The following is a 12,569-nucleotide window of genomic DNA, read 5'->3' as shown; positions in this document are numbered from 1 at the left end:
GTTCCGCCCGACCAGGTCACGGAACCAACGACGTCTGTCACTTCAAACCCATGTAACAGGATCGGTTTATCCAAAGTGACCATCGATACTTCGACAGTCCACCCTGATATGGCCCTTGGGGTCACGCGGGTGACCCCTTCCGGAATGATAACAGTAACGCGATTGGTCGGCTCGCCGTCACAGCCGTGCATCACGCGCAATTGAGCCGTATGAAACGCACCCGCCGCAGCTTCGGTCTCGTTGAAAACCACATGGGCTTGCGCCGAACTGGCGATGGATAATGCGGCGATCCCCAATTTGAAAAAGTGCTTCACAAAAAGCTCCTTAAGCTGATTATACCGCGCCGGGTCCAGTCAGAGTTGTCGCAGCAGCAATGACCAAGAGAATACCCGCAAAAACAAGAATGTCAGCGCCAAGCGAGCGCTTGAGACTCGCCACGCCGCTTGGCGCATCGTTCTTCAATAGATGCGTGATCCGCAATTTATTCCAGGCGCCAATCGCAAGCGCCAGAGTGGCGAGCAGAAGCTTTGCAAGCAGCAGCTGCCCATACGAACTGGAAAGTATCGCTTCAAGGGATCCAGCCAGTCGGAGGGCCAACCATATACCAGAAACGAATAGGAACGGGACACACCAGAGCGCAATTTTGCTGAAACGCTCCATTCGCGCATGCACGAGATCGGCATCTAAACTGGCATGGGGCCAAAGCGTAAACGGCGCGACGATCCAGAAACCAGCTATCAGCGCATGTACGCCAGCAAACCATGGTGCCAGGCCCGGCGTATCAAGCCCTTGGGTGTGTCCGCCGAGCCCAAAACCGGCGGCGATAAGGAGGGCGGCAGGTAGCCTAAGATATTTCAGAGGCGCCAAGCTTGACGCCGCGATCAGGCCCCCGCCAGCCAAGAACGCCATCGCCTGGGAGCGATTGGCGGGCCAGATCCAGCTAAAGGTGTCCGGCGAGAAGGCTGCACTCAAACCGCCCGCCAGTTGTGCATTCAAAAGAGCGAGCCGGAGAGAGACGGCGATGATCAGGCCAAGGCCAAGGATGACCAACCATCGCCGAGGCGTGACGATTGCCGCAGCGCTATGTAGCGCCGCGCCAAGACCCATAAGCGCGGTGAGATAAAGTCCGAACTTCGAAAACAAGACCAGAAGCGTCAGCATTCAAGACGCTTAGCCGGTGATGGTGAACGATACTTCACCTTTCATGACGTGCCCATCTTTAGCCACCGCCCGCCACTTCAAAACGTATGCGTCTGCCACGAGGGGCGGCAATGCGACGGAAAAATCCTTTTGCATGCCCCGGGGGGGATCAAAGCTGATTGCCACCGCTTCACCGGCCAGGGTTTCAAGCTCGAGCCCGGCGAGACCAACGGCGCTACCAAAACTGAATTCAAATGCCGACGGCGCGCCCGATAGAGTCGCGCCATTTTCAATATTGGCCGCTTGTATCGTTGTGTGAGCCAGAGCCGGCGCGGCGAAGAGAATTGCTGCGATCGCTGCCATTGCGAACATTTTTCTGCCAAGCTTCATGTTGGTGCTAGTCCTTTTATCGGTTCCATCCAATATCTGCATACGCCGGTCACGCGTCGTACCCTCAACAAAAAGCTATATCAGACCCGCGATTAGAGTCATTGACGGAGTCTCAGCGTGCTCTTGACGCGGCACGCGCTTTAATCATTATACCCCCAAGAGGTATTTCAATGAAACCAGATACGCGCACAAATGTCACACGCCGCCTTTCCCGGATCGAAGGACAGGTTCGCGGCGTTGCTAAAATGGTCAATGAAGATCGCTATTGCGTCGACATTGTCCGTCAGGTCCAGGCGATCAAGGCCGCGCTGACCAGTCTTGAGACGGTGATGCTGGACGATCACCTGGAAAACTGCGTCGAGAGCGCATTGAAAGGCAACAGCCTCAAGGCAAGGCGAGAAAAGGTCGAAGAACTAGTCGCCGTATTGGGTGGACGTCGAAAATAGCAGCGCCGTTAGATCACATGCCCGTATGGGGTATTTGTTTCTTTAGACAATTCGGGTATAGGCGATGCAATGATGTCATTTGCCCGCCTTCTCTCTGTCTTTGCGATAATCGCAATGATCAGTGCGCCGGCAATGGCCTGCTGTTTGACAGGCCATGATGACGCCGCGCATGTAGAAATCGCCGCTCATCACGACAGCGCGGCGAAGTCCGACACTGATACCTGCCATGATCATATGGCTGGAATGCAGGTCGATCAGACGCCTGCCGCTCCTTCGGACCCTGATTGTACGGGATGTTTTGACTGCGAAACCACGCTTGCGAGCGCTGATGACGCGCTTCAGCCCACATCTTTTAGCGCGGCTCAGAGCGCCGATCTGGTGACCATGCTCACGGCTCGGTTTTCGGGATTTGACACACCGCGCCTCGTTCTGACAACTGGTCCGCCCCTATTGGACCTTGTCGCCAAACCAACACTTGTTGAACTCAAGCAAATCCTCCTGATCTGATTGACGTGAACACGCCTTGCCGCACGGTCGCTGACCGAGTGCGGCTTTTCCGTTGTTCGCTCGCCTCCTTTGATTGGAGATCAGGATGTATAAACCCCCTATCTATTCCCTACGGCCTGCACTGACTGCGCTCGTGCTGGCCACACTCGGTCCCTCAGCCATCGCCCAAAGCATGGACGAACTTGAAGCGCGGCTATTTGATCATCCTGCTCTGGACGCCATGCGCTATGGTTCAGATGCTGCGCGCGAACGCGCCCAAGCCGCGACAGGCCTGCCTGATCCAGTGGTCTCGCTTGGGATCAATAACTTCCCAATCTTTGATCCCTCTTTCGATACATTTTTGCCGACAAATAAGGCGATCGGCATTCGCCAGCAGATTCCAAACAGGGCGGGCCGAGAGGCCCGATCCGCAGAGGCTCTGCGCCGGGCCGTCCAGAATGATGCCGCGACAGATATGCGATTCGCTGAGTTGCGCGCTGCATTGCAGATTGCGCTGATCGAGAAACGGCGGATTGAAGCTCAACGTATCCTGGCGGAAGAACGTGATGCCAAATATGCGGAACTCGAAGAGATCGTCCAAACAGAGATCGATTCTGGGCGACCGGTTGTTTTTCGGCTGGCTGAGATTGATGTCGAAAGGGCTGAGGTTGCCCGAACCCTGGCCGAGCTGGAGGGGCAGCTAAGCCAGGTCGACGCTCAGCTGATCGACCTCGTGGGTTTGGTCCCGGCAACGCCTGCTCCGGCGCTCACGGTCCTGGACTGGAACGGAGACGCTCAAGCCTTCCACCTTGTCCGCGTCGCCGACAAGGCGATCGATGTCGCCGACGCGGGCGTTGACCAGGCGGAAGCTGACTACCAGCCCAATTGGGGCGCGCAGCTGACTTATCAGCAACGCGATCAAGGCAGCGGCGCACCGGGGTCGACCTTTGCAGGTGACGATTGGGTGTCCGGGGCGGTAACATTCACGATCCCGCTCTGGGCCGAAAGCCGGCAGGCCCCTGCGCTACGCGCGGCAAAGGCCGACCGAGAGGCGGCTCGCGCGCGCTACATGGCCGCCGCAAGAACGGCCTCAGCGCAATATGCCGCTTTCGATGCAACGCGCCGCGCGGCTGATGAGAGTATTGCAGTTTTCCAACAGAAAATTGACGCGATCGCCGACCAGGTCGCCGCGCAACTGACCACATATGAGTCCGGCATTGGCGACTACTCTCCAATCATTGATGGCGAAATCGCCACCATCGCCCTTCGCGCGCAGATCGCGCTTGAACAATCCCGCCGCGACAATGCGATCGCGCGGATGAACGCTCTATTGGTGACCCGATGAAACAGACACTTCTCCTTGGCGCATCCGCGCTCGGTCTCCTGCTCTCCGCCTGCAGCGGCGAGCAGGCGCTTCCCATCAGCCAAACCGCAATGGCGCAAGCCGACAGCCAGCCCGGACAGGCGCAGCAATATACCTGCCCGATGCACCCCCATTACATCTCAACCGACCCCGACGGCTCATGTCCAATTTGCGGCATGGATCTCGTCCCTGTTGCAAGCGACGGCGCCGCGACCGGCGATGGCTCCATCGTCGTCGCTCCGGAAATGATCCAAACAATGGGCGTTCGGGTGGCGGTGGCGGAAACGGCGTCCTTCGGACAAACCGTGCGCGCGTTTGGGACCGTGGAAGCGGATGAACGGCTGGAAGCTGTATCTGCGTCCCGTCTCGAAGGTTGGATTGAAAATCTCACCGTTCGCGCTGAAGGCGATACGGTTCGCCCTGGCGCCCTGCTCTACCGCGTTTACAGCCCAGAACTGATCGCTGCCCAAAAAGACTATGTCGCCTCGCTAGCCATCGGAAATGAAAACCGGATCGCAGCCGTCCGTCAGCGTCTGCGATCGATCGGCATGCAGAATGCCGCGATTAGCCGTCTTTCCGAAACCCGCGAAGTGCTTGAGCGTGTCCCGGTCTATGCCGAAGCTGGCGGCACAGTCGATAAGCTTCAGGTGCGCGAAGGCGATTACGTTAAGCCCGGTACGCCAATTCTGCAGCTTCAGTCCTATGCTGATGTCTGGGTCATTGCGTCCATTCCCGAGCAGGATTTGGCATTCATCGATACGGGCATGCCCGTCTCGCTCGACTTTCCGAGCGCGCCTGATGCGGCGGCAACGGGCCGGGTGGATTATATTTATCCAACCATTAACTCGCAAACGCGAACCGGCGATGTCCGTATCGAGATCGATAATTCACAAGGCTATCTGCGCCCGGGCGCATATGCTGACATCCGGTTCGACCTTGGCGGCGAGACGCGCCTGGCGGTCCCGACCGAAGCGATCTTGCGCGATAGCCGCGGAGCCCATGTCATTATGGCCCTCGGCGATGGCAGGTTTGCCGGGCGCGCCGTACGCACCGGCGTCTCAGCAAATGGCCTCACCGAAATTCTGTCGGGATTGGTTCCAGGGGAACAAGTCGTCGCCAGCGGACAGTTCATGCTCGATAGCGAAGTCAATTTACGCGAAGGATTTTCCAAACTTCAAGCGCCGCCCGCTTTTGCCGCCGGGCCGGATACGCCGCTCTCACAGCTTCCGGTGGATGCCACCACGCTCGCAGAGATCGATCACTTTACTGACATGGCGCTCTATTTTCACGAAGCGCTGACCGATCGCTACAAGATCGATCCCTACTTCGTGGATCCGGCCCTCGGGCTGGGTGAAACACTGCGTACACGATTTGCTGACACCAAGCTGGTCGGCATTCTGGAGCCGGCAGAAACAGCTCTGCGGGCCGCGAAAGCCGCCCGTGAAGGCGATGCGCTAGCCGCAACGCTGGCAGACTTGATGACGGCGCTTGAACCTTGGTTGCTGGAGGGCGCGCCCGTTCACTATCAAACAGCTGGCCTGGTGCTTTACCGCGAGACCGACACAGATCGCCTCTGGGTGCAGGAAGGCGGCGCGGCCCGCAATCCGTACGGAAACGGCGCTGCCGAGACCGTTGATTGGCCCGACCCCATGGCGGGGATTGAAGTGCCCGACACCGAGCGCGGCCCTATCGATCCGCATGCTGGTCATCGGTAGGAGCACGCCATGTCAGACCCCCACAGTGACGATCTTGCCGGACGTGATCCCTCCAAATCTGGGATCGCGAAGCTCATTTCTTGGTCGATTTCAAATCAGCTGATCGTGCTGACACTGGCCGCGGCGCTGGCCATCTCTGGCTGGCTGGCGCTCGATCGGACGCCGCTCGACGCGGTCCCTGATTTAACCGATACCCAAATTATCATCCGAACAGACTTTCCAGGCCAAAGCCCGCAAATCGTTGAAGACCTGGTCACCTACCCACTCTCAACCAACATGCTCGGTCTTCCAAAAACAAAGGATGTGCGCGGCGCATCCATGTTTGGCACCAGCTTTGTCTATGTCATTTTCGAAGATGATGTGGATCTGTATTGGGCCCGCTCACGGGTCGTCGAAGCGCTTTCGCGGCTTGGCTCAGAGCTTCCGCCAGGCGCGGTGCCGCAAATAGGTCCGGACGCCACGGGCGTTGGCTGGGTCTATCAATACGCACTGGTCGACAAGACCGGTGGCACCGATCTGGCGCAGCTGCGATCCTTGCAGGACTGGTTTCTGAAACTGGAGCTGGCAGGAGTTGAAGGTGTATCCGAGGTCGCCTCGGTTGGCGGATTTGTGCGGGAATATCAGGTCCTGATCGACCCCAACCGGCTACGCGCCTACGATGTGCCGCTTCGCCGTATCAGTGAGGCTGTCAAAGCCGCCTCCAGCGAAGTCGGCGGACGCGTTCTGGAGCAAGGCGAAAGCGAGTTCGTCATTCGCTCATCGGGCTATGTTGATGACAAGGCCGATCTTGGAAATGTGGTTGTTTATGCCCTCGACGGAACGCCGGTTCTTCTGTCTGACGTGGCGCGCATCATAGAAGGTCCGGCGCTCCGGCGCGGTATTGTCGAGCTGAACGGCGAAGGCGAAACAGTTGCCGGTATCGTCATCATGAGAGATGGCGAGAACGCCTTACAGGTTATTGAGCGCGTCAAAACCAAGCTTGCGGATCTTCAACGCGGCCTCCCGGACGGGGTGGAGATCGTCACGGTCTATGACCGCGCGCCCCTGATCGAAGGAGCGGTGGAATATCTTCAACACAAATTGATTGAAGAAGGGATCGCGGTCGCGCTCGTCATCCTCATCTTTCTCCTGCATGTGCGCTCGTCTTTTGTCGCGATCATCACTTTGCCACTCGGTGTCCTGGGCGCATTCTTGATCATGTCCTTTCAGGGCGTGACCGCAAACATCATGTCCCTTGGCGGCATTGCAATTGCGATCGGCGCGATGGTGGATGCCTCGATTGTCCTGGTTGAGAATGCGAGCCGAAAGCTCTCAGAACTCGATGAAAAGCCAGATGCCAAATTGCATCGCCAAACCGTGATCGCAGCGGCCCAGGAAGTCGGCCCGGGGATCTTCTTCTCGCTCTTGATTATCACAGTGTCTTTCTTGCCCGTCTTCGCCCTGACCGGTGAGAGCTTCCGGCTGTTTTCCCCCCTGGCCTTCACCAAGACCTATGCGATGGCGTTCGCCGCGATCCTGTCCGTTACGCTGGTGCCCGTTCTGATGCTTTATCTGATGCGCGGGCGAATGCGCCGCGAACAGGAGAATCCGGTCAACGCCTTTTTTGTTTGGGTTTACAAACCGATTATTCACGCCGCGCTTCGCTTCAAATGGATCACGGTTGCATTAGCGCTCGCCCTCACCGCAAGTGTCATCGTTCCGATCCAGCGTCTCGGCTCGGAATTCATGCCGGCGCTTTATGAGGGCGAACTGTTATACATGCCAACGACGCTGCCTGGGGTATCGTCCACCAAGATGCGCGAAATCCTCGGACAGACGAACCGGGTAATGATGACCGTGCCGGAAGTGGAGCGTGTGTTCGGGAAAGCGGGCCGCGCCGACACAGCCACCGACCCGGCCCCGCTGACGATGATTGAGACCTGGATCAAGCTTAAGCCCAAGGATCAATGGCGTTCCGGCATGACCGCTGATCGGATCATTGAAGAGCTAAACTCAAAACTGCAAATGCCGGGTTTGGTGAATTCCTGGGGGTATCCGATCAAGATCCGAATGGACATGGTCTCGACCGGCGTGCGGACCCCTATTGGCGTGAAAGTGACCGGTGACAATCTTGTCGAAATCGAGCGGATCGCGCGCGATATCGAGACTGCCATTGCCGACGTTCCGGGCACGCGATCTGCGTTCGCAGACCGGGTTCTTGGCGGCAAGTATCTTGAAATCATGCCCGATCGCGGCGAACTCGCTCGGCGCAATATCGATATGGGCGTTTTCCAATCTGTTGTGCAAACGGCCCTTGGCGGTATGCGCCTCGCCGAAAGCGTCGAGGGCCGGGAGCGATATGACATCATGCTCCGATATGATCGCCCGTTCCGCGAATCCAGCGAAGACCTGGAAGATATCCTCGTTCCGACCCCTACCGGCGCGCACATTCCACTCGGCGAGCTTGCGAGCATTACCTTTACGGAGGGACCTCCCATGATCCGTTCTGAGAATGCTCGTCTGACGGGCTGGGTTTTTGTCGATATTGCGGGCCGTGATATTGGCGGGTATGTCGCTGAGGCGCAAAGAACCGTCGCAGACGGTGTCGATCTACCGCCTGGTTATGCCGTATCGTTTTCTGGGCAATATGAGCAGATGCAAGAGGCAGGCGCGCGTCTTCGCGTCGCCATTCCGGCTGCGATTGCACTCATCTTCCTTCTGCTCATGCTGCATTTTGGGCGGCTCGATCGCACCGCCATCATCATGCTGTCACTGCCATTCGGCCTGATTGGAGGGCTCTGGGCCGTGTGGCTCGCAGGTTACAATCTGTCAGTGGCCGTTGCTGTCGGCTTCATCGCACTTGGTGGCATCGCCGTCGAAACCGCTGTGGTCATGCTCCTCTACATTGATGCTCAGGTGCGTGAAACGCAGCCGAAGACCAGGGCAGAATTATTCGATGCGGTCAGCGCAGGCGCTGCCATGCGCGTGCGGCCAAAACTGATGACGGTGACCACTATTTTTGCCGGTCTTGCGCCGATCTTCATTACCGAGGGACTGGGGTCCGACGTGATGCGGCGGATCGCTTTGCCCATGCTGGGCGGCATGACCTCTACCCTTTTGCTGACCCTGATCGTGATCCCTGCGGTCTACTATATCTGGGTCGGACGCAGCCTTTCCGCGCGCGCCGGAAACGCTTCCAAAGAAGCGCGCGCCATTCCCGTCTTACCTGAAGGAGACCAAGCCTAATGAAACTCTATACCTTACTTACAGTTAGCGCCGCAGCGCTGACCCTCGCCGCATGCGGTCAAACCGACAATGACGCGCCGGCATCCGATACAGCTTCCCAAACAGAGCCCCCAATGGAGATGGAGATGGCCGACGGCGAGATGATGGATCATTCCGACCACGACATGGGATCGAGCGATACTGGTCACGCCACCGGCGTCATCAAATCCGTTGGTGCCCAGGGCGACTTTTTGACGATCGATCATGGCCCGATTGATGGCATCGGCATGGGCGCCATGACCATGGGTTTCGACATCGCGGGTGATGTCGACCTTTCCGGATTCGAAGACGGCGACACCGTCAGCTTTATGGTCAAGAAAGGCCGTGACGGCTCTTACAGGATCACCGCAATCTGTGACACCGGCGCGGCGGGCGATGAATGTCTCGCAGGCATGATGGACCATTCCGGTCACGAGTAACACGACTGGGCGGCGCCCGTGAAAGCGCCGCCCTTACGGGAGGGTTGGACATGGCGGTTCTGAGATGGGCAGTGCGTATTCACAAATGGGTGGCGCTGATTGTCGGACTGCAGATCGTGCTTTGGGTCGCCGGAGGCGTCGTCATGAGCGTCATCCCAATCGAGCAGGTCCGGGGTGAACATAATATTGCGACGCAAACAGCCAAGAGTGTTTCACCAGCCGATATAATAACTCTGCAGAATGCGGCGCAGGCCGCTCAGATTAATCAAGTCGCCGAAGCTTCAACAGGAACTGTGCTGGGTGAGCCGGTTTGGCATCTGAAAAGCCCGGACGGTATTTCCTTTACAATTGACGCCAGGACCGGCGCTGTTATTTCACCGGCGAGCGAGTTGTTGGCAACTCAAATCGCTCAGGCGGATTATTCTGGAAATGCAACACTTAGCGACGTAACCCTTCTGACCGACCCGCCATCGGAATACGGTAGACCGGGCCCAGTTTGGCAAGTCGTATTTGCCGACCGTGACAATACCACTCTATATGTTGATCCGGCACGTGCAGAGGTTCGCGCGCGCCGCTCATCTACCTGGCGCTTCTACGACTTCTTTTGGAAGCTTCACATCATGGACTATGACGACGGAGATGATTTCAATCATCCTCTTCTGATCACAGCTGCGGGCGCCGCCATGTTTGTAGCTCTCTCGGGGCTCATTCTGCTGATTATCAAAATGCGACGTTCATTACTCGCCTGGAGCCGGCAGCGTAAGTCTTCGCCATGATCGGACGCGCTTAGACGGCCTCCTCTGACAGGGCGGTTCCATTGGTTGCATCAAGTTCGCACCAAATTCCCAACAGGCTGGTATGGAACTAACCCCCTGACATCGTGCTGAACTCTATAGCAAACACCTGAGGTGACATCCGGTTCCTGCCTGATCCAGGCGAAGACTCCATTGACGTGTCATGGAGCAAGACTATATACCCATACAGGGTATAGGTTACCGGAGATATGATATGAACAGCCTAGCAAAGCCAGGCAACGATACCGGGCAAGAGTCTGCACAACTCTTTCGTATGGTGACTGAAGATCATGTCTGTCCCTACGGATTGAAGGCTAAAGCCTTGCTGGAGCGCAAGGGTTATGCGGTACAGGACCATCACCTGAAAAACCGGGATGAAACAGACGCATTCAAAGCGAAGCATGATGTTCAAACAACACCGCAAACGTTCATCGGCGGGGACCGGATCGGTGGTTACGACGATTTGAAGGCTCATTTCGGAAAGCCAGTTAAAAAGGCTGGTCAGTTAACTTACACGCCAATTATCGCGATCTTCGCCGTTGCGGCATTGATGGCGCTTGCAATTAGCTGGGCGTCATCTGGAACACTGCTCAGCATACGCGCCATTGAGCTCTTTATTGCTGTCAGCATGTGTATTCTGGGCGTTCAGAAACTGCGCGACCTATCAAGCTTCTCAAGCCAATTTCTCGGTTACGACCTCTTGGCCCAACGTTACGTGCGATATGCATACGTCTACCCGTTCGCTGAAACGGGCGCGGGCATCTTAATGATCGCAGGCGCGTTGACCTGGATCGCAGCACCAACCGCTCTGTTCATCGGTCTTATCGGTGCCGTTTCAGTCTATAAAGCGGTCTATATAGACAAGCGCGACTTGAAATGCGCCTGCGTCGGCGGCGACAGCAACGTGCCGCTTGGCTTTGTGTCCTTGACCGAAAATTTGATGATGGTGGCCATGGCCGTCTGGATGGGTACAAAGGCATTCGCGCTCTAACCACGGCGATTGCCAGAGACTTAAGAGCGGTCTGTTCGCACAAATCACGGCGTGGGATTATCGGAGGTAAGCCAGTTTTCCCAGCAGTCGGCCTTCCTACGCTTTGACACGGGCGCAGGATGAGAGTCGACTGATGGCCTTAGGGCCCCAATGAAAGCGTCAAAACAGATAGGCTGCAACCTAATTAAGTCGAAAATTAATTAGACTGCAGCCTATTGATCGAATGATAACTATTAGGCTATAGTCTATCTTTTCCATTGACCTTGATAGACTGCAGCCTATGAAAAAACACCTTACACGCGCGCGCGACGCACTTGATGGACGCCTGTCACCGATGCGTCCAACGGATCGTTTTACTGTTCCGCCGAAAGGTTGGATACGCGCGATCCGAGACGCACTCGGCATGTCTGGTGCACAGCTTGCTGCAAAGCTAGGGATGAAGCCACCAAGCGTTGTTGCGCTTGAACAATCTGAAGCGGCGGCCACGATCCGCCTGGAGACGTTGCAAAAGGCGGCAGCAGCGCTCGATTGCGAACTGGTTTATGCCTTGGTACCCCGAAAACCATTGGAAGAAATCGTCCAAGATCGCGCGAGGATGATCGCGCTTCGAGAACTCGGCGGGATTGCCCATTCGATGGGACTTGAAGACCAGGCGGTCCCAGATGAGCTTGAAGAGCGCATCAATCGCTTTATCGAGCAGTCGCTGCGCGATCGAGACCTTTGGGACGAGTGATGAGTGACTTGTTCCAGGAACCCGATGATGCAACACCCTTAGTGCCCGCCGAGCGGGATGGGCTAAAGCTGACATGGATTACCACCCGAGCTGATCTAAACGCTGCGGAACAAGACAATATCGATGCTGGAGCGGCATGGGCTTTTCGCAGTCGAAGGGCCAACATATTGACCGTTGCCTTTTCGATCGCGCTTCACCGACAGATGTTTGGACAAGTTTGGGATTGGGCAGGCCACTATCGCACGACCGAGCGAAACATCGGTATTGCGCCATACAGAATTGGCACTGAGACCGCGCAACTCTTTGATGATGCAGCATTCTGGGTCGCAAACGAGACTTATGAGCCTGACGAACTTGCGGTGCGCCTGCACCACCGCTTAGTCTTTGTACATCCTTTTCCGAATGGAAACGGACGACATGCGCGCATGATGGCGGACCTCCTCATCCGTCGTCTTGGCGCACCGCCCTTCTCTTGGGGCAGTAATAGAGATGACGGCGTCATCCACGACATTGGCGACCTTCGCAAGCGATATGTCTCAGCGCTGCGAGCGGCAGACGGCAATGATTATGAACCATTGATTGCCTTTGCACGATCGTAAGTCGTAGTCGCGTTGAAACCTTGCTGCGGTCGACGATACGGTTAAAATGAGGTACCTTAGAACAATGTCAGATTATGATCCCTCAGAACTCCAAAATCCGTTCACTAGTTCCGCGCGTCCTGGAGACTTTGAGCGGGCTTCGGAAGGCGAGAATTACGGTGAGGTACAAGCTTCTCTGAAGCACTTACTTATTGCTTTTGTTCTAGGTCTCGTCGGAGTATTTATCGTA

The 12,569-nt window shown here is 56.7% G+C and carries 13 protein-coding genes; 10 read left to right on the top strand and 3 right to left on the bottom strand.

Annotated features, from left to right (window positions below; genetic code table 11):
* The 3 genes from AAC029_RS14900 to AAC029_RS14890 all read right to left on the bottom strand — a co-directional run.
* Window positions 1-314 (bottom strand): DUF1775 domain-containing protein (locus tag AAC029_RS14900; RefSeq protein WP_339749366.1); only part of this gene is annotated, 314 nt, incomplete at its 3' end.
* A 19-nt stretch (window positions 315-333) separates the two neighbouring features.
* Window positions 334-1,161 (bottom strand): CopD family protein, encoded by an 828-nt coding sequence (locus AAC029_RS14895; protein ID WP_051602669.1) that lies wholly within the window; start codon window positions 1,159-1,161, stop codon window positions 334-336.
* A 9-nt stretch (window positions 1,162-1,170) separates the two neighbouring features.
* Window positions 1,171-1,530, bottom strand: coding sequence for a copper resistance CopC family protein (locus AAC029_RS14890; RefSeq protein ID WP_035551705.1), 360 nt, complete (start codon window positions 1,528-1,530; stop codon window positions 1,171-1,173).
* Window positions 1,531-1,700: 170 nt separating this feature from the next.
* Here AAC029_RS14890 and AAC029_RS14885 point away from each other — a divergent pair, with 170 nt between their 5' ends.
* The 10 genes from AAC029_RS14885 (at window position 1,701) to AAC029_RS14840 (ending at window position 12,340) form a co-directional block, all read left to right on the top strand.
* The gene (locus tag AAC029_RS14885) at window positions 1,701-1,976 is read left to right on the top strand and encodes a metal-sensitive transcriptional regulator (RefSeq protein ID WP_035551703.1); all 276 of its coding nucleotides are present in this window, start codon (window positions 1,701-1,703) and stop codon (window positions 1,974-1,976) included.
* Window positions 1,977-2,045: 69 nt separating this feature from the next.
* Window positions 2,046-2,483, top strand: coding sequence for a hypothetical protein (locus AAC029_RS14880; RefSeq protein WP_035551701.1), 438 nt, complete (start codon window positions 2,046-2,048; stop codon window positions 2,481-2,483).
* Between the two features lie 172 nt (window positions 2,484-2,655).
* Window positions 2,656-3,807 (top strand): TolC family protein, encoded by a 1,152-nt coding sequence (locus tag AAC029_RS14875; protein WP_339749360.1) that lies wholly within the window; start codon window positions 2,656-2,658, stop codon window positions 3,805-3,807.
* Window positions 3,804-5,540: an efflux RND transporter periplasmic adaptor subunit gene (locus AAC029_RS14870; protein WP_035551698.1), complete on the top strand. Its 1,737-nt coding sequence runs from the start codon at window positions 3,804-3,806 to the stop codon at window positions 5,538-5,540. The genes AAC029_RS14875 and AAC029_RS14870 overlap by 4 nt, the downstream gene beginning before the upstream one ends.
* A gap of 9 nt (window positions 5,541-5,549) precedes the next feature.
* On the top strand, window positions 5,550-8,765 hold the full coding sequence (locus tag AAC029_RS14865; protein ID WP_035551696.1) for a CusA/CzcA family heavy metal efflux RND transporter: 3,216 nt from the start codon (window positions 5,550-5,552) through the stop codon (window positions 8,763-8,765).
* Complete coding sequence (locus tag AAC029_RS14860) at window positions 8,765-9,223, top strand: copper-binding protein (RefSeq protein WP_241764181.1); 459 nt, start codon at window positions 8,765-8,767, stop codon at window positions 9,221-9,223. The genes AAC029_RS14865 and AAC029_RS14860 overlap by 1 nt, the downstream gene beginning before the upstream one ends.
* A gap of 50 nt (window positions 9,224-9,273) precedes the next feature.
* The gene (locus tag AAC029_RS14855) at window positions 9,274-9,999 is read left to right on the top strand and encodes a PepSY-associated TM helix domain-containing protein (protein WP_339749355.1); all 726 of its coding nucleotides are present in this window, start codon (window positions 9,274-9,276) and stop codon (window positions 9,997-9,999) included.
* 232 nt (window positions 10,000-10,231) lie between these two features.
* Entirely contained in the window at window positions 10,232-11,008 is a 777-nt protein-coding gene (locus tag AAC029_RS14850; protein WP_339749353.1) for a glutaredoxin, read from the top strand.
* Between the two features lie 280 nt (window positions 11,009-11,288).
* Window positions 11,289-11,741, top strand: coding sequence for a mobile mystery protein A (locus tag AAC029_RS14845; protein WP_112062124.1), 453 nt, complete (start codon window positions 11,289-11,291; stop codon window positions 11,739-11,741).
* Entirely contained in the window at window positions 11,741-12,340 is a 600-nt protein-coding gene (locus AAC029_RS14840) for a mobile mystery protein B (protein ID WP_339749350.1), read from the top strand. Before AAC029_RS14845 ends, AAC029_RS14840 begins: the two co-directional genes overlap by 1 nt.
* The last annotated feature ends 229 nt before the right edge of the window (window positions 12,341-12,569 follow it).

Origin of the sequence: uncultured Maricaulis sp. (genome assembly GCF_963975345.1) — a bacterium.
GTDB lineage: Bacteria > Pseudomonadota > Alphaproteobacteria > Caulobacterales > Maricaulaceae > Maricaulis.
Note: the sequence above shows the minus strand (reverse complement) of the source record. Positions and strands in the feature narration are given on the sequence as shown.

Bases quoted from the DNA above. Each gene is read 5' to 3' on its own strand.
- AAC029_RS14850 (WP_339749353.1), top strand. From the start codon at position 10,232: ATGAACAGCCTAGCAAAGCCAGGCAACGATACCGGGCAAGAGTCTGCA.
- AAC029_RS14885 (WP_035551703.1), top strand. From the start codon at position 1,701: ATGAAACCAGATACGCGCACAAATGTCACACGCCGCCTTTCCCGGATC.
- AAC029_RS14840 (WP_339749350.1), top strand. From the start codon at position 11,741: ATGAGTGACTTGTTCCAGGAACCCGATGATGCAACACCCTTAGTGCCC.
- AAC029_RS14890 (WP_035551705.1), bottom strand. From the start codon at position 1,530: ATGAAGCTTGGCAGAAAAATGTTCGCAATGGCAGCGATCGCAGCAATT.
- AAC029_RS14860 (WP_241764181.1), top strand. From the start codon at position 8,765: ATGAAACTCTATACCTTACTTACAGTTAGCGCCGCAGCGCTGACCCTC.
- AAC029_RS14895 (WP_051602669.1), bottom strand. From the start codon at position 1,161: ATGCTGACGCTTCTGGTCTTGTTTTCGAAGTTCGGACTTTATCTCACC.
- AAC029_RS14865 (WP_035551696.1), top strand. From the start codon at position 5,550: ATGTCAGACCCCCACAGTGACGATCTTGCCGGACGTGATCCCTCCAAA.
- AAC029_RS14870 (WP_035551698.1), top strand. From the start codon at position 3,804: ATGAAACAGACACTTCTCCTTGGCGCATCCGCGCTCGGTCTCCTGCTC.
- AAC029_RS14875 (WP_339749360.1), top strand. From the start codon at position 2,656: ATGGACGAACTTGAAGCGCGGCTATTTGATCATCCTGCTCTGGACGCC.
- AAC029_RS14855 (WP_339749355.1), top strand. From the start codon at position 9,274: ATGGCGGTTCTGAGATGGGCAGTGCGTATTCACAAATGGGTGGCGCTG.
- AAC029_RS14880 (WP_035551701.1), top strand. From the start codon at position 2,046: ATGATGTCATTTGCCCGCCTTCTCTCTGTCTTTGCGATAATCGCAATG.
- AAC029_RS14845 (WP_112062124.1), top strand. From the start codon at position 11,289: ATGAAAAAACACCTTACACGCGCGCGCGACGCACTTGATGGACGCCTG.